Source organism: Trinickia fusca (assembly GCF_003628145.1).
Lineage (GTDB): Bacteria > Pseudomonadota > Gammaproteobacteria > Burkholderiales > Burkholderiaceae > Trinickia > Trinickia fusca.
In genome coordinates this window covers 1-24,979 of sequence record NZ_RBZV01000015.1, presented here as the reverse complement: position 1 = coordinate 24,979, position 24,979 = coordinate 1, and the positions used below count along the sequence as shown (strand labels likewise).

The window sequence follows — 24,979 nt, the reverse complement described above, 5'->3', positions numbered from 1 at the left end:
CCATGCCAGGCGTTGCCGTCATCGTCATCGATATGCAGCAGGGCTTGCTGGCCGGCGACGGCACGCCGGCCTATCCCGAGGCGCATCGCGTGCCCGAGGTCGTTGCGGGCATCAACCGTTTGACGCGCGCCGCGCGGGCCAGCGGAGCGCTCGTCTCGTTCGTGCAGCACGAAGACGAAGAGCTGGTTCTGAATTCGCCGGCCTGGTCGCTGGACGAGGGGCTCGAGCGCGACGCGCGCGATCTCATGATCGGCAAGCGCCACGGCGATTCGTTCCACGAAACGCCGCTGCGCGATGAGCTTGCCGGGCGCGGCGTCGAGCGTCTGATCTTGTGCGGCTATGCCACCGAGTACTGCGTCAACACGGCCGCGCGGCGCGCCGTATCGATCGGCTATGAGACGACCGTCGTCTCCGATCTGCACACGACGCAGGCGCAACCTTCGCTATCTGCCGAGCTCATCGTCGCGCATCACAACCATGTGTGGATGACGAGTTCGTTGGCCGGCAACCGCATCGCCGTACGCACGCTCGACGACGTGTTGCGGACTGAGTTCACGTGAGTGTAAATGTAAAGGCCGTCGTGTTCGATTGCGCCGCCGTGTGCGTGCAAGCCTGAATGCAATTCGGGCCGGCTGCCTCAGTGGCGAGCCGGCCCGAATCGAGCGGTAAGCGGCGCTTGGCCGTGCTTAGCGCGTGATCGGCTTGTAGCGGATGCGCTTGGGCTTGGCGGCTTCTTCGCCGAGGCGCTTGCGCTTGTCTGCCTCGTACTCCTGATAGTTGCCGTCGAAGAACACCACTTGCGAATCGCCTTCGAACGCGAGGATGTGCGTCGCGATACGGTCGAGGAACCAGCGGTCGTGCGAGATCACCATCACTGAGCCCGCGAACTCGAGCAGCGCATCTTCGAGTGCACGCAGCGTTTCGACGTCGAGGTCGTTCGACGGCTCGTCGAGCAGCAGCATGTTGCCGCCGGCGATCAGCGTCTTGGCCAGATGCAGACGCCCGCGCTCACCACCCGACAGATTGCCGACTACCTTCTGCTGGTCGCCGCCCTTGAAGTTGAAGCGGCCGATGTAGGCACGCGACGGCGTTTCGTACTTGCCGACCGTCAGCACGTCGGCTCCGCCCGAGATTTCCTCGAACACCGTCTTCGTGCCGTCGAGCGCGTCGCGGCTTTGATCGACGTAGGCGAGCTTGACCGTCGGCCCCATCACGATTTCGCCGGAATCGGGCGTTTCGCGGCCAGTCAGCATGCGGAACAGCGTGGACTTGCCGGCGCCGTTCGGCCCAATGATGCCGACGATCGCGCCGGCCGGAAGCTTGAAGCTCAGATCGTCGATCAGCAGACGGTCGCCGTATGCCTTGCTGACGTTCTTGAACTCGATGACTTCGTTGCCGAGGCGGTCGCCCACAGGAATGAAGATTTCCTGCGTCTCGTTGCGCTTTTGGTAGTCCTGGCTGTTCAGTTCCTCGAAGCGCGCGATACGGGCCTTCGATTTGGCCTGACGCCCCTTCGGATTCTGACGCACCCACTCGAGCTCCTTCTTGATCGCCTTCTGGCGAGCCGATTCGGAGGCCTCTTCCTGCTTGAGCCGCTCTTCCTTCTGGTCGAGCCAGCTGCTGTAGTTGCCCTTCCAGGGGATGCCGTGGCCGCGGTCGAGTTCGAGAATCCATTCGGCCGCGTTGTCGAGGAAGTAGCGATCGTGCGTGACGGCGACGACGGTGCCCGGAAAGCGCGTGAGGAACTGCTCGAGCCATTCGACCGATTCGGCGTCGAGGTGGTTGGTCGGCTCGTCGAGCAGCAGCATGTCGGGCTTCTCGAGCAGCAGCTTGCACAGCGCGACGCGGCGCTTTTCGCCACCCGACAGATGGCCGACCTTGGCGTCCCACGGCGGCAGGCGCAGCGCATCGGCGGCCACTTCGAGCTGCTGCTCGGGGCTGCCGCCGTCGCTGGCCGCGAGGATCGCCTCGTACTTGGCCTGTTCGGCGGAGAGCGCGTCGAAGTCGGCATCGGGCTCGGCATAGGCCGCGTAGATCTCGTCGAGCTTCTTTTGTGCCTGGAAGACATCGCCGAGCCCTTCCTCGACGGCCTGGCGCACCGTCTTCTCGGGATCGAGCTGCGGCTCTTGCGACAGGTAGCCGATATTCAGGTTCGGCATCGGCGTGGCTTCGCCTTCGATGTCCTTGTCGGCGCCGGCCATGATCTTGATCAGCGTCGACTTGCCCGAGCCGTTCAGGCCGAGCACGCCGATCTTGGCGCCGGGGAAGAACGAGAGCGAGATGTCCTTGAGGATCTGGCGCTTGGGCGGCACGATCTTGCCGACCCGGTTCATGGTGAAGACGTATTGAGCCATGTGCGTAAGAAGCGGAAGGTTGAGGTCGTGGTCCTGAACGAGCAGGCGCTTGCCCGAGCCGGCGAGGCCGGGCTCAGACGTTGAACAGGAAGTTCATCACGTCGCCATCGTGCACGACGTACTCCTTGCCTTCGGCGCGCATCTTGCCGGCTTCCTTGGCGCCTTGCTCGCCCTTGAAGGTCACGAAGTCGTCGAACGAGATCGTCTGCGCGCGGATGAAGCCGCGTTCGAAATCGGTGTGGATCACGCCGGCGGCTTGCGGCGCCGTGTCGCCGATGTGGATCGTCCACGCGCGCACTTCCTTCACGCCGGCCGTGAAGTACGTCTGCAAGCCGAGCAGCTTGAAGCCCGCGCGGATCACGCGGTTCAGGCCGGGTTCGTCCATGCCCATGTCGGCGAGGAACACTTCCTTGTCCTCGTCGGCCAGATCGGCGATCTCGGCTTCGATGGCCGCGCAGACGGCCACGACGGGCGCCTTCTCGGCCTCGGCGTGCTTGCGCACGGCATCGAGGTACGGATTGTTCTCGAAACCGTCGTCCTTCACGTTCGCGACGTACATCGTCGGCTTGGCCGTGATCAGGCACAGCGGCTTGATGAGCGCCTGCTCGTCGTCGGACAGGTCGAGCCCGCGCACGGCCTTGGCTGCATCGAGCTGCGCGCGTACTTTCTCGAGCACGGCGACGAGCTTGATGGCTTCCTTGTCGTTGCCCGACTTGGCCGCCTTCGCATAGCGCGCGAGCGACTTCTCGACCGTGCCGAGGTCGGCCAGCGCGAGTTCGGTGTTGATGACCTCGATGTCGGAGATCGGGTCGACCTTGCCGGCAACGTGAATCACGTTCTCGTCTTCGAAGCAGCGCACGACGTGCGTGATGGCGTCGGTTTCGCGGATGTTGGCGAGGAACTGGTTGCCGAGGCCTTCGCCCTTGCTCGCACCTGCTACGAGCCCGGCGATGTCGACGAACTCGACGACGGCCGGCACGACGCGCTCAGGCTTCACGATGGTCGAGAGCGCCTTCAGACGCGCATCGGGCACTTCGACGACGCCGACGTTCGGCTCGATCGTGCAGAACGGGTAGTTTTCGGCGGCGATGCCTGCCTTCGTCAACGCGTTAAAGAGGGTGGACTTGCCGACGTTGGGCAAGCCGACGATGCCGCATTTGAGGCTCATGGGAAACCTTTTGAATCAGTGGCTCACGGCTGCCGCGCAAACCGGCAGGGCGCAGGATGCGCGCTCGCGACGCGAGGAACAGCCGCAGGAAGAATCCGAACGCTGACCGGACGGGCGAATCGGGGCTCGCGCTCGACGAGTTCGTGCCGGCTCAGGCTCAAAAACGGGCATTGTAACGCGTTCGCGCTCCCCCGAAGGCCGCGCCGGCGCGCGGACGAGGCCGACATGGGCGCAATCGCTGCCGCGCTTTGCCGCAGCCCCGGCTGGCGAGCCCGGAGCGCAGGTGCCGCGCGGCTATAATTCCGTTCATGACCGCCAACCATCTGACGTTTCATGTCGCCATTGTCGGCGGCGGGCTCGTCGGCAAGAGTGCAGCGCTTGCGCTCGCCCAAGCCGGCCAGCGCGTCGCCCTGATCGCGCAGCCTGCCGCGCCGCGCCCGGCCGACGTGCCCTTCGACGCGCGTATCTACGCGCTCTCGGCCAGTTCGCAAGCGCTGCTCGAGCGTTTGCGCGTCTGGCAAGCGCTCGATCACGACCGTCTCTCGCCTGTCTACGACATGCGCGTGTACGGCGATGCCGAAGCCGAACTCCATTTTTCCGCCTTCCAGGCCACGGTTCCGCAGCTCGCGTGGATCGTCGAGTCGTCGTTGATCGAGCATGCGCTCGATGCGGCGCTGCGTTTCTCGCCGCAGGTGACGTGGTTCGACGCCCGTGCACAAGGCCTCGACGTGAAGCCCGATGTGGCCCACGTGGCGCTGACGAGCGGGCAAGTGCTCGAAGCGGATCTCGTCGTCGGCGCGGACGGCGCGCATTCCTGGGTGCGCGCGCAGACAGAAGCGCAGGTGAAACGCCGCGATTATCGTCAGACAGGAGTCGTCGCCAATTTCAAGGCGGCCCGGCCGCACGGCGAGACCGCCTATCAGTGGTTCAAGGACGGCGAGATCCTGGCGCTGCTGCCGTTGCCGGACGGGCACGTTTCGCTCGTGTGGTCGGCTGAAACCGAGCATGCGCGTGAGTTGCTCGCGCTCGAGCCGGCGCAGCTCGCGGCGGCCGTCGAGCGCACGACGCACGGGCGCCTCGGCGAGCTCGAATGCGTAGGGCCCGCGCACGGCTTCCCGCTTGCGTTGCAAACGGTCGACCGCCTGATCGCACCGCGCGTGGCGCTCATCGGCGATGCCGCGCATCTGATTCACCCGCTCGCGGGGCAGGGCATGAACCTGGGCTTGCGCGATGTGGCTACGCTCGCCGACGTGATCGCACGCAAGGAGCCGTTCCGCGATCTCGGCGATCCGGTGCTGCTGCGCCGCTACGAGCGCGCGCGCCGGGAGGATATCGGCGCGCTCATGCTGGCCACCGACGGCCTGCAACGTCTGTTTTCGGTGCCGGGCACGCTGGCGCGCAGCGTGCGCAACTTCGGCATGTCGCTGGTCGGCGCGCAGCCGCTCGTCAAGCGCTGGCTCGTGACGGCCGCACTCGGCTGACGCGCGGCCGGCGTGCCCGTGCCGCATACTTCATATTTCCACGTGCCGCGCGCGAGGAGCCGCGCGGCACATTTGCCCAAAAGGATTCCCACCATGCAAACCGTCATGCGTCTTGCCGCTGCGGCGGCTGTTGCGGCCGCGTTGACGCTCGGCTGCAGCGCCCGCGCCGACCAGGCAACCGACAAGCTGAAGACGACGCTGCAAGCGCGTCTGCCCGAGTTGCCGATCAAGGGCATCGCGAAGTCCCCGATCGCGGGTCTGTACGAGATCAATCTGGGCTCGCAGATCCTCTACAGCGATGCCAGCGGCGACTATGTGATCGCCGGCGATATGCTCAATACCAAAACGCATACGAACCTCACCGAAGCGCGCCTCTCCGAATTGAACAAGGTCGACTTCGCGACCCTGCCGCTCGGCGATGCGGTCAAGGTGGTCAAGGGCGACGGCAGCCGCAAGATGGCCGTGTTCTCGGACCCGAACTGCCCGTACTGCAAGCAGCTCGAATCGACGTTGAAGTCCATCGACAACGTGACCGTCTACACGTTCCTGTATCCGGTGTTGTCGCCGGATTCGCTGGCCAAGTCGAAGGCGATCTGGTGCTCGTCCGACCGCGCGAAGACGTGGGAAGCATGGATGCTCGACCGCCATGCGCCGGACGCGGCGAAGGGCACCTGCGATACGAGCGTGCTCGACAAGAACCTCGCGCTGGGTCACGGCATGAACGTGACCGGCACGCCGACGATCTTCCTGGCCGACGGCCGCCGTCTGCCTGGTGCCGTGTCGGCCACCGAGCTCGAAAAGGCGCTCAGCGCCGTGCATTGATTCGTACGTGAGCGCGAAGTCACAGTAGGCGGTGCACGTCGTGCACCGCCTGGCCGACTTTGCGCCGCGCCGCCGCAACCTCATTCCTTCCCCCGTTCCCTTACCCCGCCGATGAAGCCGATTCGCTACACCATCGTTCCGAAGCAGCCCGCCGCCCATCTGTTCGAAGTCACGTTGACGATCCAGGACCCCGATCCAGAGGGCCAGCGCTTCGCGTTGCCGACATGGATTCCCGGCAGCTACATGGTGCGCGAGTTCGCGCGCAACATCGTCACGCTGAAGGCGTTCAACGACGCGGGCCGCAAGGTGCGCATCGAGAAGGCCGACAAGCAGACCTGGCAGGCCGCGCCCGTCAAGGGTGGGGCGCTGACGTTGCGCTACGAAGTCTATGCGTGGGACCTCTCGGTGCGCGCGGCTCATCTGGACGATACGACAGGCTTCTTCAACGGCTCGAGCGTCTTTCTCGCGGCGCTCGGTCACGAGAACGCTCCGTGCGTCGTCGATATCCAGAAGCCCGCGGGCGCTACGTATCGCGACTGGCGCGTGGCCACGGCGCTGAGCGAGGCGCGCGGCACCAAGCGCTACGGCTTCGGCCTTTACGAAGCGCAGAACTACGACGAGCTCATCGACCATCCGGTCACGCTCGGACAGTTCGCGCTCGCGACGTTCAAGGCGCATGGTGTACCGCACGACATCGTCATCGCCGGGCGCACCGTATCGGTCGACATGGATCGGCTGGCCGCAGATCTCAAGCGCATCTGCGAAGCGCAGATCGCGCTGTTCGAACCGCGCACGAAGAAGGCGCCCGTCGATCGTTACGTGTTCATGACGCAGGCTGTCAGCGACGGGTACGGCGGCCTTGAGCATCGCGCGTCGACGGCGCTGATCTGCAATCGCACCGACCTGCCCGTCGTCGGCCGTCCGCAGATGACCGAGGGCTATCGCACGTACCTGGGTCTGTGCAGCCACGAGTACTTCCATACGTGGAACGTCAAGCGCATCAAGCCGGCCGCGTTCGCTCCCTATGACCTGTCGCGCGAGAACTATACGTCGCTGCTGTGGCTGTTCGAGGGCTTCACGTCGTACTACGACGATCTGATGCTCGTGCGTGCCAAGACGATCACCGAGGCCGATTATTTCGGCATGCTCGGCAAGACCGTGGGCGGCGTGCTGCGCGGCAGCGGGCGTCTGAAGCAAAGCGTGGCCGAGAGCTCGTTCGATGCGTGGATCAAGTACTACCGTCAGGACGAGAACTCGCCGAATGCGATCGTCAGCTACTACCAGAAGGGCTCGCTCGTCGCGCTGGCGTTCGACTTGGCGATTCGCGCGCGTACCGACCAACGCAAGTCGCTCGACGACGTCATGCGCCTGCTGTGGCAGCGTTACGGGCGCGACTTCTATCGTGGCAAGGCCACGGGCGTCGAAGAGGCGGATGTGCCCGCACTGATCGCCGAAGCGACCGGCGTCGAGCTCGGGGCGCTGTTCACGGACGCCGTCCACGGGACACGCGATCTGCCGCTCGAGGCGTTGTTCTCGCCGTTCGCCGTCACGCTTTCACCTGACCTCGGCAATCCGGGGGGCGACGGCGACAAGCCTTCGCTGGGTGCGCGCGTGCGCGGCGGAGCCGAATGCACGCTGGCGGCCGTGCACGACGGCAGCGCGGCGCAGAAGGCGGGTCTCTCGGCCGGCGACGTGCTGATCGCCGTTGACGGTCTGCGCGTGACGGGCTCGAACCTCGACACGCTGCTGTCGCGCTATTTGCCCGGCTCGACCGTCGAAATTCACGCGTTCCGTCGCGATGAACTGCGTGTGGCGCGCGTACGGCTCGACGGTCCCGACGTGACGCGCTACAAGCTCGCCGCTGCCGACGACAAGCGCGGCACGGCGCGCAAGGCGCGCGAGCGCTGGCTGCGCGGCTGATCGAGGTCAGCCCTCGTCCGCCAGCCGGGCGAGCGGCGGAATCCATCACGGCACGCTGCCGCCCGGCGGCGTGCCCCTTTCGGTTCACTGGGGCAACGATCGGACGTTTCAAGTCGCCCATTGTTCTATCTTTGCAACAATCCGTCGTCGGCAGCCTACTTTTTCCCGTAGGTCCGAAACCAGACAATGGCTTCACTCGCGCAACCGATGCGCTACCTGACCTGGAGCCAGACATGACGACGATCCTTCAACTGAACTCGGCAGCACGTTCGCAAGGTGCAAACTCGACGCTGCTTTCCAACGAACTGACCACGAAGCTGCAACAAGCGAACCCGGGTGCCAAGGTCGTGGTGCGCGACCTGCTCGCCGATCCGCTGCCGCATCTCGACGAATCCGTGCTCGGCGCGTTCTTCACGCCGGCCGACGATCGGACGCCCGAGCAGGCCGCGATCGCCGCGCGCAGCGACGCGCTGATCGCCGAGTTGCAAGCCGCCGACATGATCGTGATCGGCGCACCGATGTACAACTTTGGTGTGTCGTCGCAGCTGAAGGCGTACTTCGACTGGGTCGCCCGCGCCGGCGTCACGTTCCGCTACACGGCGAACGGCCCCGAAGGGCTCGTGAAGGGCAAGAAGGCCTTCGTGGTCTCGGCGCGCGGGGGCAAGCATGCCGGCACGCCGAACGACACCCAGACGCCGTTCCTGAAGACGTTCCTCGCCTTCATCGGCATCACCGACGTGAACTTCATTTTCGCGGAAGGCCTGAACATGGGCCCGGACGCGGCGAGCGCCGGCATGGCGAACGCGCGCGAAGCGATCGCGGCCGCCTGACGCTATCCCAGGCGGTCACGTCGTAGGTAGTCTGAGAGGAACACACGAGGCATCGCCTCGTGTGTTTTTTTATTTGAGCTCGAGCTCGCCGGTGTCAATCGGGCAGACGCCAATCGATCGGCGTACGCCCGTTCTCGACGAGGTACTCGTTGGCGAGCGTGAAGTGGCGGCAGCCGAGAAAGCCGCGATGCGCCGACAGCGGCGACGGATGCGGCGCCTCGAGCACGCAGTGCGGCCGCGCGTCGAGCAGCGTGCGCTTGGCCTGCGCGTGCGAGCCCCACAGCATGAAGACCAGATGCTCGTGCCGATGCGCGAGCTCGTGAATCAGCGTGTCGGTGCAGCGCTCCCAGCCTTGCTTGGCGTGGCTGGCCGCCTTGCCGCGCTCCACGGTCAGCACGGTGTTCAGCAGTAGCACGCCTTGTTTTGCCCAGGCATCGAGACAGCCGTGGCGCGGCAGTGCATGGCCGAGGTCTGCGGCGATTTCCTTGAAGATGTTGCGCAGCGAGGGCGGCGGCCGCACCGCCGGCGGCACCGAAAATGCCAGGCCGTGCGCTTGTGGATGACCACGGTCCTCGCCATGGTAAGGGTCCTGTCCGACGATGACGACTTTCACGTCGTCGGGGCTGGTCAGGCGCAGCGCGCGAAACACGTCGGCCGGATAGATCGTCTTGCCGGTCGCGCGCTCACCGTCCACGAAGCGGCACAGTGGCACATACGTGTCGCTGTCGATGAACGGACGCAGATGCTCGCGCCACGCGGGCGGCAACGCATCGAATTGCGCGTCGAGCGATTCGACGAGCGGCGCATCGGCGAGCGGCGCGTCGAACAGCGACGCCTGGCTAGCAGCCGATTGGCGAGGGCGCGCCATCGTCATTGCGTGCGCAGGCGGTAGCCGCGCTGCGCTTTGTTCGTGTTGTCGGGGGCCAGCCCCGGCACGCATGCCGACAATTCAGCGGCCAACGCGTGCAAGGCCGACTCGTCCCCGTCCATGAGCTCCAGTTCGATCTCGCTGATCGGCGCGCGGCGCAGCACGCCATCCACTTCGGCCGTCACCTCGCCGATGTCGATCGCCGCTTCGACTCGGGCGCCTTGATAGGCAAAGCGCCACAGCTTGCGCGTGAAGTCGGTGCGGAACAGCGCCACCAACTGCGGCGCCGCGCGACGCAGCACGTCGGCCGCTTGCGCATCGCTGCAGGCGGCGAGCAGCACGTCGAGCTCGAGCGCTTCGCCCGCAACGGGCGTCTCCCATTCATGGCGGCTGTGCAGCCCGCCTTCGGCCGTGCCGGCCAGCTTTACCGTCTGTAACCAACCGCCGGGCGCCTTGCGCAGGCGCAGCGCGACTTTCGCTTGCGTCAGCGCGAGCGAGGGCGTGTCGAAATAGATGTTGGCAAGCGGCACGTCGAGCGCTTGCTCGCCGGTGTGCTCGACGAAGTAGTGCATGGCCGTGTGTGCCTGCTCGGACGGCAGTGCCAGTTTGATTTCGCGTTCGATGCCCATGCGGTCGTGATGCGGGGAAACGTTGAAGGAGGGCGCCGAGGCTGCCGCAGATTGCATGGCGGCAACCCGCGGCGTCAGAAGAACATCGCGGCGAGCTCAGTGCCCGGATCGTCGGCGCGCATGAACGCCTCGCCGACCAGAAACGTGTGCACGGCATGTTCGCGCATGTGCTCGACGTCGGCGCGCGTGAGGATGCCCGATTCGGTGACGACGATGCGCTCCTGCGGGATCGCATCGAGCATGCCGAGCGTCGTTTGCAGCGAGGTCTCGAACGTGCGCAGGTTGCGGTTGTTGATGCCGATCAGCGGCGTCTGCAGTGTCAGCGCTTCGTCGAGCTCGGCGCGGTCATGCACTTCGACGAGCACGGCAAGCCCCAGCGAATGCGCGAGCGCTTCGAATTCCTGCATCTGCGGCGTCGACAGGGCGGCTGCGATCAGCAGGATCGCATCGGCGCCCATCGCGCGCGCCTCGACGATCTGATAGGGATCGACGATGAAGTCCTTGCGCAGCACGGGCAGATCGCACGCGGCACGGGCCTGCTCGAGGTAAGCGGTGCCGCCTTGGAAGAATTGCACGTCGGTCAGCACCGACAGGCACGCTGCACCGCCGCGCGCGTACGAGCGTGCGATCTCGGCCGGCACGAAGTGCTCGCGCAGCACGCCCTTGGAGGGGCTCGCTTTCTTCACTTCCGCGATGACGGCAGGCTGGCCGGCCGCATGCTTGGCGCGCAGCGCGCCGACAAAATCGCGCCGATCGCGCGCCGACGCTTCGAGGCGCAACGCGTCGAGCGACACGCTCGATTGGGCTGCGCGGACTTCTTCGCGTTTGACCGCAAGGATGCGTTCCAGAATGTCGCTCATAGTGATCGATGCCTTTTGCTGAATGCGGGTCAGTGCTTGAATTGCTGGGTGAAGCGCGCGAGCGCGTCGACTTTCTCGCGTGCGCGCCCGCTCGCGATCGCTTCGCGTGCGAGCGCGATGCCGTCGGCGATCGAGGCGGCGACATTGGCTGCGTAAAGCGCCGTGCCCGCGTTGAGCGTGACGATCTCGCGTGCGACGCCGGGCTGATTGCCGAGCGCCTCGAGCAACATCTTCTTCGATTCGAGCGCGTCGTTCACCTTCAGCGAGCGGTTCGACACCATCTGCAAGCCGAAGTCTTCGGGATGGATCTCGTACTCGTGCACCTTGCCGTCGCGCAGCTCGCCGACGAGCGTAGCCGCGCCGAGCGACACCTCATCCATGCCGTCCTTGCCGTACACGACGAGCACATGCTTGGCGCCGAGCCGTTGCATGACGCGCACCTGAATGCCGACGAGGTCCGGGTGGAACACGCCCATCAACTGATTGGGCGCGCCGGCCGGATTCGTGAGCGGACCGAGGATGTTGAAGATCGTGCGCACGCCGAGTTCGCGACGCACTGCGGCGACGTTTTTCATCGCCGGATGATGGTTGGGCGCGAACATGAAGCCCATGCCCGTCTCGGCAATCGAGGCCGCGACTTGGTCAGGCTGCAGGTCGATGTTCACGCCAAGCGCCTCGAGCACATCCGCGCTGCCCGACTTGCTCGACACGCCGCGATTGCCGTGCTTGGCGACCTTCGCGCCTGCGGCGGCCGCGACGAACATCGAAGCGGTCGAGATGTTGAACGTATGGGAGCCGTCGCCGCCCGTGCCGACGATGTCGACGAAGTTATCGCCGTCTTCGACCTCGACATGGTTCGCGAACTCACGCATGACCGTTGCGGCGGCCGCGATCTCGCCGATCGTCTCCTTCTTCACGCGCAGACCCGTGATGATGGCTGCCGTCATCACGGGCGAAAGGTCGCCACGCATGATGAGCCGCATCAGATGCAGCATTTCGTCGTGAAAGATCTCGCGATGCTCGATCGTGCGTTGCAGCGCTTCTTGCGGAGTGATGCTCATGATCTCGTCCCTTTTTTGCTGCACGGTTATCTCGGCTGAGGCAGCGAAGCGCGTCAGACGCGACGCTGCGCGCCGGCGGTCGTCTCAGCTTCTTTGATGAAGTTGTCGAGCAGCGCGTGGCCATACTCCGAGAGGATCGATTCAGGATGGAACTGGACGCCCTCGACGAGCAATTCCTTGTGGCGTACGCCCATGATCTCGCCGTCCTCGGTCCAGGCGGAGATCTCGAGACAATCGGGCAGCGTATCGCGCTCGATCGCGAGCGAGTGATAGCGCGTCACGTTGAAATGCTTGGGCAGATCGGCGAATACGCCTTTGCAGTCCGTTTCGATCTGGCTCACCTTGCCGTGCATGATCGTCTTGGCACGCACCGTGCGTCCGCCGAACGCTTCGCCGATCGCCTGATGGCCGAGGCATACGCCCAGAATCGGCGTCTTGCCCGCGAAGTGGCGCAGCACGTCGAGCGTGATGCCGGCATGCTGCGGGTTGCTCGGGCCCGGCGAGAGGCAGATGCGCGCGGGGTTCAGCGCCGCGATTTGCTCGATCGTGATCTCGTCGTTGCGATAGGTGCGCACGTCTTCGCCGAGTTCGCCGAAGTACTGAACGAGGTTGTAAGTGAACGAATCGTAGTTGTCGATCATCAGCAACATGGTCGTATCCTCCGGTCAGAAGTCGCTGTCGAGGCCGTCTTGCACCTGCTCGGCCGCGCGCAGCACCGCGCGCGCCTTGTTTTCGGTCTCCTGCCATTCGGCTTCGGGGACCGAGTCGGCGACCACGCCCGCCGCTGCCTGCACATACAGATTGCCGTTATGAATGAGTCCCGTGCGGATCGCGATGGCCAGATCCATCTCGCCCGTGAACGACAGGTACCCGACGGCACCGCCGTAAAGACCGCGTTTGACGGGCTCGAGTTCGTCGATGATTTCCATTGCGCGCACCTTCGGCGCACCCGAGAGCGTGCCGGCCGGGAAGGTGGCGCGCAGCACGTCGAAGTTCGTCATGTCGGGTTTGAGCTTGCCTTCGACCGAGCTCACGATGTGCTGCACGTGCGAGTACTTTTCGATGACCATCTTGTCGGTCACGACGACCGTGCCCGTTTGCGCGATACGGCCCACATCGTTGCGCGCGAGGTCGATCAGCATCACGTGCTCGGCGATTTCCTTCGGATCGTTCAGCAGCTCGGTCGCCAGTTCGGCGTCGCGCTCGGGCGTATTGCCGCGCGGACGCGTGCCGGCGAGCGGACGGATCGTCACCATGCGATCCTCGCCGCGCTTTTCCTGGCGCACGAGAATTTCAGGCGACGCGCCGACCACCTGGAATTCGCCGAAGTTGTAGTAGTACATGTACGGCGACGGGTTCAGCGAACGCAGCGCCCGATACAGCGACAGCGGGTTGTCGCGATACGGTTTGATCAAACGCTGACCGACCTGGATCTGCATGAACTCGCCTGCTGCGATGTATTCCTTTGCGCGGCGCACCGCGTTCAGATAGTCGTCGCGCGCGAATTCGCGATAGATCTCGGTACGCACGCTCGGCGAGGTCACGGGCGGCTGCACCGTCGTGCGCAACCGCTGACGCAGTTCACGCAGTCGCTGCTTGGCGCGCGCGTGCGCTTCGGGCACCGCCGGATCGGCATAGACGATCAGGTAGAGCTTGCCGGCGAGATTGTCGATGACGGCGACTTCTTCCGACAGGATCAACTGGATGTCGGGCAGTTCGAGGTCGTCGGGCGGCGTCGTGTCGGCGAGCTTTTTCTCGATGTACCGCACGGCGTCGTAGCCGAAGTAGCCGGCCAGACCGCCGCAAAAGCGCGGCAGGCCGGCGCGCTGCGCGACCTTGAAACGCGCCTGGAACTGCGCGATGAAATCGAACGGATCACCTTCGTGCGTCTCGACGACTTGCCCGTCGCGCACGACTTCGGTTACGCCATCCTTGGTGCGCACGAGCGTGCGCGCCGGCAGGCCGATGAACGAATAGCGGCCGAAGCGCTCGCCGCCCACGACCGACTCGAGCAGGAACGAATTGGCGCCGTTGCGCTCGGACTGCGCGAGCTTCAGATACAGGGACAGCGGCGTTTCGAGGTCGGCCAGGGCTTCGGCGATCAACGGAATGCGGTTATAGCCCTCGTTGGCGAGGGATTGGAATTCGAGTTCGGTCATGTTCCGATCCTGTCGTGTGGTCGCGCGCTTGGCCATCGACTGACGAATGCGAAGCGAAGCGTGCGGCAAGCCGTATGAGCGCGAACCCGGAGGGCGACCCAATGGTCACGTCATCCGGTGGACGGTTCGGTCGATGCGGCGAGTGTGGCGCGAATGCGCGGCGAAATCAAAAAACGGCGCTGGATAGGGTGTACCAGCGCACCTCGTGAGAGGTTAGCGCGACGAGCGACGCCAGGGCCAAGCTCCCCGGTCGATACTGCTCGGACTCCGTTTTTTGTTCAGAAACATGAAGGTGACTAAGTAGTCGGCGATTGGAATGTTGCTTCGAGACTCGCATGATGCCGTGTAATGCACGTGGCGGCTGCGAGCAACGTGCCGACTATACCATCCGAATTTATCGTTTGTATAGCTTTGCCATGGTTGTACCCATATGGCACGGTCAGCGTCGCCATGCCGGCCGCGCGCCCGGCCAGCGCGTCGTTCTCCGAGTCGCCGATTGCCACGGCCTCATGCGGCGCGACACCGAGCGCAGCGCAGGCGGCCAGCATCGGCTGGGGATCGGGCTTCTTGCGCGGCAGGCTGTCGCCACCGAGTACGAGCGCGAAGTAACGGGCGAGCCCGTACTGTTCAAGTAGCGCACAAGCGAAGCGATGCGGCTTGTTCGTGACGCACGCGAGCCCGAGACCCGCGTCGCGCAGGGCCGCAAGGCCCGGTTCGACGTCGGGATAGAGCTGCGTATGACGGCCGTTGATGCTGGCGTATTCGGCTTGGTAGGCGGCGAGCGCTTCGTCGTAGTGCGCTTGCGCTTCGTCGGAAGAGAAACGCGCGGCGAGCACGCTGCGCACGAGATGCTCCGAGCCCTTGCCGACATAGCCGATCACCTCGTCGCGTGTCGCCGGCCGCTCGCCCAGTCGCGCAAGCATGCCGTTGATGCTTGCCGTGAAGTCGTCGGCCGTGTCGACCATCGTACCGTCGAGGTCGATGACGGCGGCTTTCAAGCGAAATTGCGCGAAGCGCGGCGCCTCGAATACGTGGGGGGCGGCCGTCATGGCGTTACGCGCGCGCGACCGACGCGAGCTCGCGGCGCATTTCGTCGATGACGCTGCGATAGTCAGGCTTGCCGAAGATCGCCGAGCCCGCGACGAACGTATCGGCGCCGGCAGCCGCGATCTGCGCGATGTTGTCGACCTTCACGCCGCCATCGACTTGGAGCGCGATCTCGCGGCCCGTCTTGTCGCGATACGCATCGATGCGTGCGCGCGCATCGCGCAGCTTGTTGAGCGCTTCGGGGATGAACGACTGGCCGCCGAAGCCCGGGTTCACCGACATGATCAGCACGAGATCGACGCGGTCCATCACGTGATCGAGGTAGCTGAGCGGCGTGGCGGGATTGAACACGAGGCCGGCTTTGCAGCCGTGATCGCGGATCAGCGTCAGCGTACGGTCGATGTGGTCCGACGCTTCGGGGTGAAAACTGATCAGGTTCGCGCCGGCCTTGGCGAAATCCGGCACGATGCGGTCGACCGGACGTACCATCAGATGCACGTCGATCGGCACTTGCACGTGCGGCCGGATCGCTTCGCAGACGAGCGGGCCAATCGTAAGGTTCGGCACGTAATGGTTGTCCATCACGTCGAAGTGAATCCAGTCGGCGCCGGCAGCGACTACGTTGCGGACCTCTTCGCCAAGGCGGGCGAAGTCGGCGGACAGGATACTGGGGGCGATACGGAATTGCGTCATGGCGCGGACATGGCCAGCAAGCTGGCGGCGGGCGGAAAAAACGTCATTTTACCGTCTTATGCTGCGTGCCTCGCTGCGTGGTCTGCGGCACACCGTGCGGTTGCGGGCGGGGGCCGCATCCCGCAGAATGCCAAACCGAACGGCATGCGCCCGCCCGCGTCCAGCGAGGCGGGCGGCCATGACAGGCTTACCAGAACGGAATCACGATGAATCAGTATCAATTCAGCGTGTCGGCGCAGACGCGTTACTTGCCCGATCAGTCTGACCCGGAGCGCCGTCAATACGCGTTCGCCTATACGTTGACGATCCGCAATACCGGCCAGGTGCCGGCCCAACTGATCGCGCGTCATTGGATCATCACCGACAGCGATGATCACGTGCAGGAAGTCAAAGGGCTAGGTGTCGTCGGCCATCAGCCGCTGCTGCAGCCGGGCGAGCAATTCGAATACACGAGTTGGGCCGTGATCGCGACGCCGGTCGGGACGATGCGCGGGGAGTATTTCTGCGTGGCGGAAGACGGCGAGCGTTTCGAGGCACCGGTGCCCGAGTTCACGTTGCAAATGCCGCGCACGCTGCATTGAGAGGGCTGGGTGGCGCGGCTTACCGGGACTGACGATCGTCGCGCGTGGGTTTGGGCGCGTGCTTCTTTCTGCCCGACATCGTCCATACGACGATGACGATCAGAAGCACGAGCGCGACCAGCGCTTCGAGCGCGAAAATGAGCATCGGGTATTCGTCGAACAGGTTGGACATGGCGGTTTCCTTCGAGAACGAGCATTGTATGCGGATAAATCAGCGAACGGCCGGCCGCGCGCTGGCCGTCGTGTTTGCGGCGTTGCTGGCCGCCTGCGGTGGCGGCACGATGGTGCGGCCGGTGGCATCCGGGCCTGGCGGCGTGGCATCGATTCCCGGGCAACTGGCTGGCGCGCGGCTCACGCCTGTGGCGTGGCAGCAGGTGCCGGGCTGGGACGACGATTCGCTGATCGGCGCGGCCGCCGCGTTGCGCGAGAATTGTCTGCGCGTCGCGCAGCAGCGCGGCTGGCAACGCGCTTGTGCGGCCGCGGCGCAACTCGACGACCTCGACGTCGGTGCGACGCGCAGCTTCTTCGAGCAGTATTTCACGCCGTTTCAATTCGCCAACGGCGACGGCTCGCTCGACGGTCTGATTACAGGCTACTACGAGCCGCTTCTGCGCGGCTCGCGCACGCGGCATGACGCCTACCAATATCCGCTCTACCGCTGGCCGGCCGGCTATCGTGCGGGTGCCGCGTTGCCGGCGCGCGCGCAGCTCGAGCGCGCAGGCATTCTTCAGGGCAACGAACTAGTCTGGGTGGACGATCCGGTCGAGGCATTTTTCCTGCAAGTGCAGGGTTCCGGTCGCATCGAACTCGACGACGGCGGCGTGATGCGCGTGGGTTTCGGCGGGGCGAACAATCAGCCGTACAAGTCGATTGGCCGCTGGCTGCTCGATCATGGGGAGATCACGCCCGCGCAGGCGACGATGCAAGGCATCAAAGGGTGGGCGCGCGCCAATCCTGCGCGGGTCGACGCGCTGCTCGATACGAATCCGCGTTTCGTGTTCTTCAAGGAGATGCCGTCTGCCCAGGCGGGCGCGGGAGGCGACGGTCCGATCGGTGCGCTCGGCGTGCCGCTGACGCCGGAGCGCTCGATCGCGGTCGATCCGAGCGCGATTCCGCTCGGTACGCCGGTCTTTTTACAGACGACACGTCCACTGACGAACGTGCCGATGAATCGGCTCGTTTTTGCGCAGGATACCGGTAGCGCGATCAAGGGCGGCGTGCGTGCAGACTACTTCTGGGGGCACGGCGACGATGCGGGTGACCTGGCCGGCAAGACGAAGCAGGCCGGCCGCATGTGGCTGTTGCTGCCCAATTCCTGAGCTGACGTTCCGAGGCCTGTTGTTCTGAGGCCTGCTCAGGTGCCCGTCCTGCGCTTGTCGATCACGCGGCGCGCCTTGCCGACCGAACGCTCGATGCCGTTCACGTCGAGCACATTGACGATCGCCGTGATGCCGATCAACGCCTTGATGTCATAGGCGAGTGCCGCCTTGGCTGAATCGAGCGTCGCGACATCGGCGCGTGTGTCGGGGCACGGCTCGACGTTGAGTGTGAACACGTCGAGCGGTCCTTCCTTCGTCAGCACGATCTGATAGTGCGGCGCGAGCGCATGCTGCTTGAGCAGCAGCTCCTCGATTTGCGTCGGGAAGACGTTGACGCCGCGCACGATCATCATGTCGTCCGAGCGGCCGGTGATTTTCTCCATGCGCCGCATCGTGCGCGTGGTGCCGGGCAACAAACGTGTCAGATCACGCGTGCGATAGCGGATGATGGGCAGCGCTTCCTTCGTGAGCGAGGTGAACACGAGTTCGCCGAATTCGCCGTCGGGGAGCACTTCGCCGGTCTCGGGGTCGATGATCTCGGGGTAGAAGTGGTCTTCCCAGATCGTGGGGCCGTCCTTCGTCTCCACGCATTCCGACGCGACGCCCGGGCCCATGACTTCGGACAGTCCATAGATGTCGACTGCATCGATGCCCATCCGTTGTTCGATCGCCGCGCGCATGTCGTTGGTCCACGGCTCGGCCCCGAAGATGCCGATGCGCAGCGAGCTCGTTGCGGGGGCGACGCCTTGCCGTTCGAGTTCGTCCGCGATGGCGAGCATGTAGCTCGGCGTGACCATGATGATGTCGGGCTTGAAATCCTGGATCAGCTGCACTTGCTTTTCGGTTTGCCCGCCGCCGAACGGGATCACCGTGAGACCCGCGCGCTCGGCGCCGTAATGGGCACCGAGGCCGCCTGTGAACAGGCCGTAGCCGTAGCTCACGTGCACCTTGTCGCCGGGCCGTGCTCCCGCGGCCCGGATCGAGCGCGCGACCAGGTTGGCCCACGTGTCGATGTCGCGCGCCGTGTAGCCGACGACGGTCGGCTTGCCGGTCGTGCCCGACGAAGCGTGAATCCGCGAAATGCGCTCTTGCGGCACGGCGAACATGCCGAACGGATAGTTGTCGCGCAGATCGTGCTTCGTCGTGAACGGGAAACGCGATAGATCGGCCAACGTCTTGAGGTCGTCGGGATGGACCCCCGCTTCGTCAAATTTGCGCCGATAGACGGGCGAGTTCTCGTAGGCGTGCTTGAGCGACCATTTCAATCGCTCGAGCTGGACAGCGGCGAGTTCATCGCGGCTAGCGGTCTCGATCGGCTCGAGCGGCAGCGCGGTCTTCATCAGCGTCTCCTTCATCATCTACAAAGAAATAAGAAAAACGGCTTGCAACGGGCGAGCGCGGGCTCGCACCTCGCACTTCGCAGCGCGTCGCGGCGGTACAGCGTCTTCTTGTTTTCTTGTTTTTGTGTCAGGCAGCGGGAATGACGGTGCCTTTGATGTGCGCGGATTTGCCGCGAAACATCGCGACGGTTTGGCCGGCGCGATTGGTCACGCGAATGTCGTAAATGCCGGTGCGGCCGCTTAGCGTCTGCTCAATGGCCTCGGCGGTCAGCACGTCGCCACCGTGGACGGGACGCAGGAATTCGATCGAGCAGCCCGAGGCGACGGTATTGATGTTGTACGAATTGCACGCGAATGCGAACGTCGAATCCGCGAGCGTGAAGATGAGGCCGCCGTGGCAGATCTGGTGGCCGTTCAGAAAGTCCGGGCGTACGGTCATGCTCATGCGTGCGTAGCCGGGGCGCACTTCGAGCAATTCGAAGCCGAGCGCGCGGCTGCACGCGTCAGCTTCGTACATCGTCGCGCCGACCGCTTTGGCGAGATCTTCGGGCGCCATGCCGGCGCCCGCGTGATGCGTATCCGTCGACATCTTCAGCGTCCCTCGAAGCGAGGCGCGCGCTTTTCCATGAATGCGGCGACGCCTTCGGCGTAATCGTGGGACATGCCGAGTTCGCGCTGCAGGTCACGCTCGAGGTCGAGTTGCTGGTCGAGCGTGTTCGTCGTGCTGGCACGCATCGCTTGCTTGATCGCGGCGATCGCGCGTGTCGGTTGTTGCGCCAGTTGTGTGGCGAGCCTGGTGGCCGCGGGGAGCAGCTCGGCATCGTCGACGACTTGCCAGATCAGCCCCCAACGTTCGGCTTGCTCGGCCGAGAGCTTGTCGCCGGTGATGGCGAGCCCCAGCGCGCGTGCCATGCCGATGCGTTGCGGCAAGCATGCCGTGCCGCCCGAATCGGGCACGAGGCCGATCTTGACGAACGCTTGGATGAAGTTGCTCGAGCGCGCGGCGATCGTGATGTCGCAAGCGAGGGCGAGGTTCGCGCCGGCTCCGGCCGCGATGCCGTTGACGGCCGCGATCACGGGCAGCGGCATCGCTTGCAGCTTGCGCACGAGCGGGTTGAAGTGCTCGTCGATCAGGGTGCCGAGGTCCGTCATCGCGCCCGGCGTGAAATCGAGGTCCGCGAGGTCCTGGCCGGCGCAGAAGCCCCGGCCGGCACCCGTCAACACCAATGCCCGCGCGCCGGCCGACGTCGCTTCGTCGAGTGCGGCACTCAGTTCCCTGTGCATCGCGCGCGTGAAGCTGTTGAGCTTGTCGGGCCGGTTCAACGTTACCGTGGCAACGTGGGTCGACGCGTCGATATCGATGCGGATCGCTTCATAAGCCATTCACTGTCTCCTCCGTCGCTTCCCGCCGTGACGGGCGCGCGGGTGGCGCGCACCGTCGATCGGATCGGATGTTTAGACGCGCTCGATGGCGAGCGCAATGCCTTGGCCGACGCCGATGCACATCGTGCACAGCGCGTACCGGCCGCCGATTCGTTCCAGTTGATAAAGGGCCGTCGTAATCAGGCGAGCGCCCGACGCACCGAGCGGGTGCCCCAGCGCGATTGCACCGCCATTCGGGTTGACGCGCGGATCGTCGTCGCGCAGGCCCAGTTGACGTAGCACCGCGAGGCCCTGCGAAGCAAACGCCTCATTGAGCTCGATCACGTCGAATTGATCGAGCGACATGCCCAGTCGCTGCAGCAGTTTCTGCGTAGCGGGCGCCGGCCCGATACCCATGATGCGCGGCTCCACGCCGGCCGTTGCCATGCCGATCACGCGTGCACGACGGCGCAAGCCATATTGCGCGGCGGCTTCTTCATTGGCGAGCAGGAGTGCGCAAGCGCCGTCGTTGACGCCCGATGCGTTGCCGGCCGTCACGCTGCCGTCGGGGCGCACGACACCCTTGAGCTTGGCGAGCGCTTCGAGCGACGTTTCGCGTGGATGCTCGTCGAGCGTCACATGGATCGCGTCGCCTTTCTTCTGGGGGATGTCGACGCCGACGATTTCGGCCGCCAGCGTCCCGTCTTGCTGTGCGCGCAACGCCTTCTGCTGGCTGCGCAGCGCAAACGCGTCCTGATCGTCACGGCTCACCGAAAACTGCTCTGCCACGTTTTCAGCCGTCTCGGGCATCGAGTCGATACCGTACTGCTGCTTGAGCCGCTTGTTGACGAAGCGCCAGCCGATGGTCGTATCGTGGATCTCGGCCTGACGCGCGAAGGCGCTTGCTGCCTTGCCCATGACGAAGGGCGCGCGCGTCATGCTCTCCACGCCGCCAGCGATCATCAGGCGGGCTTCTCCCGCCTTGATCGCGCGAGCGGCCGACCCGACGGCATCCATACCGGAGCCGCACAGCCGGTTCACCGTCGAGCCCGGCGCATCGGTCGGCAGACCTGCGAGCAGGGCTGCCATGCGCGCGACGTTGCGATTGTCTTCGCCGGCTTGATTGGCGCAACCGTAGATGATGTCGTCGAGCGCGCGCCAATCGACGCCAGGGTTGCGTTCAACGAGTGCCTTGATCGGCACCGCTGCCAGATCGTCGGGGCGGACGTCTTTGAGGACGCCGCCGTAGCGGCCGAACGGGGTGCGAATCGCATCGCAGATAAATGCATCGGTCATCGGAAAGTCCTGCGAACGGCGACCCTGCGAAAGGGCAGGGTCTTTCGGATCATCTTAGAGAGTGAAGGGGCGGCACTCCATTCGGCCAAACGGCCTATGCCGGCTGGCCAGCTTCCGCGGGCACGGCTTGCGGCGCAACATGGATGCGGCTTTGCACGACGCGGAACCGGTTGGCGATGAACGCCGCATCGGTGAGCGCCGCGTTGGCAGCCGGGTTGGCGCCGGTTCCGTGGAAGTCCGAGAACGCCGCGGATTGATTGACGAACACGCCGCCAGTCAGGTTGATCGAGAGCGCGACGCCGCCGCGGATCGATGCTTCGTGTGCGGCTTCGATGATGCCTTCGTCCATGCTGTAGACCGAGAGCGTCAGCGCGCCGTGCTCCGCGGCGAGCGAGCCGGCCAGTTCGAGCGACTGTTCGGTCGAGTCCGTGGCGATCACGAACGAGATCGGGCCGAACCATTCGCCGCTGAATTTGGCGAGGTCAGTGGCGGCGTCGAGTTGCAGCAGCAGCGGCGTGCGTACGCGCGCGCCGGAGAATGCCGGGTGCTCGAGCGAGCTGCTGTCGACGAGCACGCGGCCAAGCGAGCGGGCTTCGTCGATGCGTTTGGCCACGCCATCGTTCTGGATCGCGCCGAGCAGTTCGACCGCGCGGGCCGGGTCGCCGCACAGCTTTTGCACGGCGGTGGCAAGCGCTTGCGCGACCTCATCGAAGCTCATTTGGCCGTCGGCGGTTCGAATACCCGTGCGCGGCACATAGATGTTTTGCGGGGCCGTGCACATCTGGCCCGAGTACAGCGCCAGCGAGAACGCAATGTTGCGGGCCGCCGCTTTGAGGTCGTCGACGGAATCGATGACGATCTGATTGACGCCGGCTTTCTCCGTGAACACGTGAGCCTGATGGGCATTGCGCTCGAGCCACGTGCCGTTTTGCGTGCTGCCGGTGAAGTCGATCAGCTTGATTTCGGGGCGCAGCGCGAGGTCTTGAACGAGCGGGCCATCGTTTGGATCGGTTGCGAGCAGCGTGACGACGTTCGGGTCGAAGCCAGCTTCGCGCAGCACGTCACGTGCGATACGCACGGTGATGGCGAGCGGCAGAATCGCGCCCGGGTGCGGCTTGACGATGACGGCGTTGCCCGTTGCCAGATCGGCGAAAAGGCCTGGGTAGCCGTTCCACGTCGGGAACGTGCAGCAGCCGAGCACGAGCCCGATGCCGCGCGGCGCGATCGTATAGCGCTTGTGCATGGCGAGCGGCGGGTTCTTGCCCTGGGGCTTTTCCCAGTGGGCGTCGGCCGGCACGCGGCGCAATTCGTTCCAGGCATAGGCGACAGCCTCGAGGGCGCGGTCCTGCGCATGGGGGGCACCGGCCTGGAAGGCCATCATGAATGCCTGGCCGGTCGTATGCATGACGCTATAAGCGATTTCGAAGCTCGCGCGGTTCAGGCGCTGCAGAATTTCGAGGCTCACGCCGATCCATGCTTGCGGACCGGCCGCGCGCCAGCTGCGCTGCGCCGTAGCGGCGGCTGCGATCAGCGTATCGACGTCGGCTTTGGGGTAACGTGTCCCGAGCGCGAAGCCGTACGGCGACAACTCGGCGCCTACTGTCTCGCCGGTGCTCGGCTGGTCGAGCTCGAACGTGTGATTCGTGTGAGCTTTGAACGCAGCTTCTCCGTCCGCGTTGCCGGTTTCCCCGTACACTTTGGGGCTCGGCATTTCCACGAAAGGACTCCAGTAGCCGCGCGTTGCAATGGCGGCGAGGGCTTTGTTCAGCGTGTCTTCGTGCTTCGCAAAAAGAGGATGTGTCATGGCGGAGGCAGGGCAGGCCTTGTGTTGGAGGAAGCCGGACGATCATTAATAAACCGACCGGTTGGTTGGGGAATGTTAGCATTGTTCGCGCGCGAGCGCGAAGCGTTTTCGCGCTTCATCGACATTAAAGAATAGGAGGATGCATGGTGTACGAAAACATTCTGGTTGAGACGCGTGGCCGGGTCGGTTTGGTCACACTTAACCGGCCGAAGGCGCTGAATGCGCTCAACGATGCGCTGATGGATGAACTCGGCGCGGCGCTCAAGGCGTTCGATGCAGACGACGGTGTCGGCGCGATCGTCATCACGGGTAGCGAGAAGGCCTTCGCGGCGGGCGCGGACATCGGGATGATGGCGACCTATACCTATATGGATGTGTATATGGGCGAGTACATCACCCGTAACTGGGAGACGGTGCGCTCGATCCGCAAGCCGATCATCGCTGCGGTGGCAGGGTTTGCGCTGGGTGGTGGTTGCGAGCTTGCGATGATGTGCGACATCGTCATTGCCGCCGATACGGCGAAGTTCGGCCAGCCTGAAATCAAACTGGGCGTGATGCCGGGTGCGGGTGGCACGCAGCGTCTGCCGCGGGCGGTGTCGAAGGCCAAGGCAATGGACATGTGCCTGACGGCTCGCTTCATGGACGCGGCCGAGGCTGAGCGCTCGGGGCTCGTGTCGCGCGTGGTTCCCGCCGCGTCGCTGGTCGAGGAGGCTATGTCGGCCGCCGCGACGATCGCTGAGTTCCCGCTGCCTGCCGTGCTGATGGTGAAGGAGTCGGTGAACCGCGCCTACGAGACGACGCTGGCCGAGGGGATCCATTTCGAGCGCCGCCTGTTCCATTCCCTGTTTGCTACGGAAGATCAGAAGGAGGGGATGGCGGCGTTCCTGGAGAAGCGCAAACCAGCGTTCAAGCACCGCTGACACAATTTCTTCAAATTTCGCTTGCACAGGTCGAGGAAGGGGCGTAAAGTCACGCCCTTTCCGCAGCCAAGTGTGCAGCGGAAAGGGAAGTGGGAGCAGGGCTGCGCAGGTGTTGAAGTGGTAGTGCGCGGCACGTTTGATCGAAGACTGGTTTTGAACGCTGAGTGAAGTAAAACGAAGCGAAGCGAAAAAAACAGTTGACGAATGAAAACGAAGTCTGCATAATCTCGTTTCTCTGCTGCTGACGCAGCGACGCAAGACGGTAGCGCGACGGGATGTAAGTTGCGCTGCGGGTTGAGCGAACGATCTTTAAAAATTAACAGCCGATAAGTGTGGGTACTTGGTGGCGGACGCAGTTGGATCTTCGGGTCTGACAAATAGCGAAAGTATCAAGTCTCACACAGTATTGAGGAAGGTTTTGTTCGTCGAGAGATGAATATGAACTGTCAGTACGTTGAGTGAGCG

The 24,979-nt window shown here is 64.6% G+C and carries 23 protein-coding genes; 8 read left to right on the top strand and 15 right to left on the bottom strand.

Features of this window, described 5'->3' with window-relative positions; translation table 11 throughout:
* The first annotated feature begins 2 nt into the window (after nt 1-2).
* The gene (locus tag D7S89_RS23730; RefSeq protein WP_121281323.1) at nt 3-560 is read left to right on the top strand and encodes an isochorismatase family protein; all 558 of its coding nucleotides are present in this window, start codon (nt 3-5) and stop codon (nt 558-560) included.
* A gap of 126 nt (nt 561-686) precedes the next feature.
* Here the strand turns inward: D7S89_RS23730 and ettA are convergent, their stop codons facing one another.
* A complete protein-coding gene (gene ettA / locus D7S89_RS23725; RefSeq protein WP_121281322.1) occupies nt 687-2,354 on the bottom strand; it encodes an energy-dependent translational throttle protein EttA in 1,668 nt (555 codons plus the stop codon).
* 73 nt (nt 2,355-2,427) lie between these two features.
* Entirely contained in the window at nt 2,428-3,522 is a 1,095-nt protein-coding gene (ychF, locus tag D7S89_RS23720) for a redox-regulated ATPase YchF (protein ID WP_121281321.1), read from the bottom strand.
* A 308-nt stretch (nt 3,523-3,830) separates the two neighbouring features.
* Between ychF and D7S89_RS23715 the strand changes: the two genes are divergently transcribed.
* The 4 genes from D7S89_RS23715 to D7S89_RS23700 all read left to right on the top strand — a co-directional run bounded on the left by D7S89_RS23715 (nt 3,831) and on the right by D7S89_RS23700 (nt 8,575).
* Nucleotides 3,831-5,003, top strand: coding sequence for a UbiH/UbiF family hydroxylase (locus D7S89_RS23715; RefSeq protein WP_121281320.1), 1,173 nt, complete (start codon nt 3,831-3,833; stop codon nt 5,001-5,003).
* 93 nt (nt 5,004-5,096) lie between these two features.
* Complete coding sequence (locus tag D7S89_RS23710; protein ID WP_121281319.1) at nt 5,097-5,825, top strand: DsbC family protein; 729 nt, start codon at nt 5,097-5,099, stop codon at nt 5,823-5,825.
* 111 nt (nt 5,826-5,936) lie between these two features.
* Entirely contained in the window at nt 5,937-7,745 is a 1,809-nt protein-coding gene (locus D7S89_RS23705) for a M61 family metallopeptidase (protein WP_121281318.1), read from the top strand.
* 233 nt (nt 7,746-7,978) lie between these two features.
* On the top strand, nt 7,979-8,575 hold the full coding sequence (locus D7S89_RS23700) for an FMN-dependent NADH-azoreductase (RefSeq protein WP_121281317.1): 597 nt from the start codon (nt 7,979-7,981) through the stop codon (nt 8,573-8,575).
* Nucleotides 8,576-8,669: 94 nt separating this feature from the next.
* Here the strand turns inward: D7S89_RS23700 and D7S89_RS23695 are convergent, their stop codons facing one another.
* The 8 genes from D7S89_RS23695 to rpe form a co-directional block, all read right to left on the bottom strand.
* Nucleotides 8,670-9,449 carry a uracil-DNA glycosylase gene (locus D7S89_RS23695; RefSeq protein ID WP_121281316.1) on the bottom strand — a complete coding sequence of 260 codons (780 nt, stop codon included), beginning with the start codon at nt 9,447-9,449 and terminating at the stop codon, nt 8,670-8,672.
* Nucleotides 9,446-10,072: a CYTH domain-containing protein gene (locus D7S89_RS23690; RefSeq protein WP_121281315.1), complete on the bottom strand. Its 627-nt coding sequence runs from the start codon at nt 10,070-10,072 to the stop codon at nt 9,446-9,448. The genes D7S89_RS23695 and D7S89_RS23690 overlap by 4 nt, the downstream gene beginning before the upstream one ends.
* Nucleotides 10,073-10,146: 74 nt before the next feature.
* Nucleotides 10,147-10,932, bottom strand: a complete 786-nt coding sequence (trpC, locus tag D7S89_RS23685) for an indole-3-glycerol phosphate synthase TrpC (RefSeq protein WP_121281314.1) — start codon at nt 10,930-10,932, stop codon at nt 10,147-10,149.
* Nucleotides 10,933-10,961: 29 nt separating this feature from the next.
* Nucleotides 10,962-11,993, bottom strand: coding sequence for an anthranilate phosphoribosyltransferase (gene trpD / locus D7S89_RS23680; RefSeq protein ID WP_121281419.1), 1,032 nt, complete (start codon nt 11,991-11,993; stop codon nt 10,962-10,964).
* A gap of 53 nt (nt 11,994-12,046) precedes the next feature.
* Complete coding sequence (locus D7S89_RS23675) at nt 12,047-12,643, bottom strand: aminodeoxychorismate/anthranilate synthase component II (RefSeq protein WP_121281313.1); 597 nt, start codon at nt 12,641-12,643, stop codon at nt 12,047-12,049.
* Between the two features lie 15 nt (nt 12,644-12,658).
* Nucleotides 12,659-14,152, bottom strand: coding sequence for an anthranilate synthase component I (gene trpE, locus D7S89_RS23670; protein WP_121281418.1), 1,494 nt, complete (start codon nt 14,150-14,152; stop codon nt 12,659-12,661).
* A gap of 296 nt (nt 14,153-14,448) precedes the next feature.
* Nucleotides 14,449-15,201, bottom strand: a complete 753-nt coding sequence (locus D7S89_RS23665) for a phosphoglycolate phosphatase (RefSeq protein ID WP_121281312.1) — start codon at nt 15,199-15,201, stop codon at nt 14,449-14,451.
* 4 nt (nt 15,202-15,205) lie between these two features.
* Complete coding sequence (gene rpe, locus D7S89_RS23660) at nt 15,206-15,892, bottom strand: ribulose-phosphate 3-epimerase (protein WP_121281311.1); 687 nt, start codon at nt 15,890-15,892, stop codon at nt 15,206-15,208.
* Nucleotides 15,893-16,098: 206 nt separating this feature from the next.
* Between rpe and apaG the strand changes: the two genes are divergently transcribed.
* Nucleotides 16,099-16,473 carry a Co2+/Mg2+ efflux protein ApaG gene (gene apaG, locus D7S89_RS23655; RefSeq protein ID WP_121281310.1) on the top strand — a complete coding sequence of 125 codons (375 nt, stop codon included), beginning with the start codon at nt 16,099-16,101 and terminating at the stop codon, nt 16,471-16,473.
* Between the two features lie 92 nt (nt 16,474-16,565).
* A complete protein-coding gene (mltA, locus tag D7S89_RS23650; protein ID WP_121281417.1) occupies nt 16,566-17,792 on the top strand; it encodes a murein transglycosylase A in 1,227 nt (408 codons plus the stop codon).
* A 35-nt stretch (nt 17,793-17,827) separates the two neighbouring features.
* Here the strand turns inward: mltA and paaK are convergent, their stop codons facing one another.
* The 5 genes from paaK to paaN all read right to left on the bottom strand — a co-directional run bounded on the left by paaK (nt 17,828) and on the right by paaN (nt 23,594).
* Complete coding sequence (gene paaK, locus D7S89_RS23645) at nt 17,828-19,132, bottom strand: phenylacetate--CoA ligase PaaK (protein ID WP_121281416.1); 1,305 nt, start codon at nt 19,130-19,132, stop codon at nt 17,828-17,830.
* 127 nt (nt 19,133-19,259) lie between these two features.
* The gene (gene paaI / locus D7S89_RS23640) at nt 19,260-19,721 is read right to left on the bottom strand and encodes a hydroxyphenylacetyl-CoA thioesterase PaaI (RefSeq protein ID WP_121281309.1); all 462 of its coding nucleotides are present in this window, start codon (nt 19,719-19,721) and stop codon (nt 19,260-19,262) included.
* Between the two features lie 2 nt (nt 19,722-19,723).
* Nucleotides 19,724-20,515 (bottom strand): 2-(1,2-epoxy-1,2-dihydrophenyl)acetyl-CoA isomerase PaaG, encoded by a 792-nt coding sequence (paaG, locus tag D7S89_RS23635; protein ID WP_121281308.1) that lies wholly within the window; start codon nt 20,513-20,515, stop codon nt 19,724-19,726.
* Nucleotides 20,516-20,587: 72 nt separating this feature from the next.
* Nucleotides 20,588-21,790: a 3-oxoadipyl-CoA thiolase gene (gene pcaF, locus D7S89_RS23630; RefSeq protein ID WP_121281307.1), complete on the bottom strand. Its 1,203-nt coding sequence runs from the start codon at nt 21,788-21,790 to the stop codon at nt 20,588-20,590.
* A gap of 94 nt (nt 21,791-21,884) precedes the next feature.
* Nucleotides 21,885-23,594, bottom strand: a complete 1,710-nt coding sequence (paaN, locus tag D7S89_RS23625) for a phenylacetic acid degradation protein PaaN (RefSeq protein WP_121281306.1) — start codon at nt 23,592-23,594, stop codon at nt 21,885-21,887.
* A 143-nt stretch (nt 23,595-23,737) separates the two neighbouring features.
* Between paaN and D7S89_RS23620 the strand changes: the two genes are divergently transcribed.
* On the top strand, nt 23,738-24,514 hold the full coding sequence (locus D7S89_RS23620; RefSeq protein WP_121281305.1) for an enoyl-CoA hydratase: 777 nt from the start codon (nt 23,738-23,740) through the stop codon (nt 24,512-24,514).
* Nucleotides 24,515-24,979 lie beyond the last annotated feature (465 nt).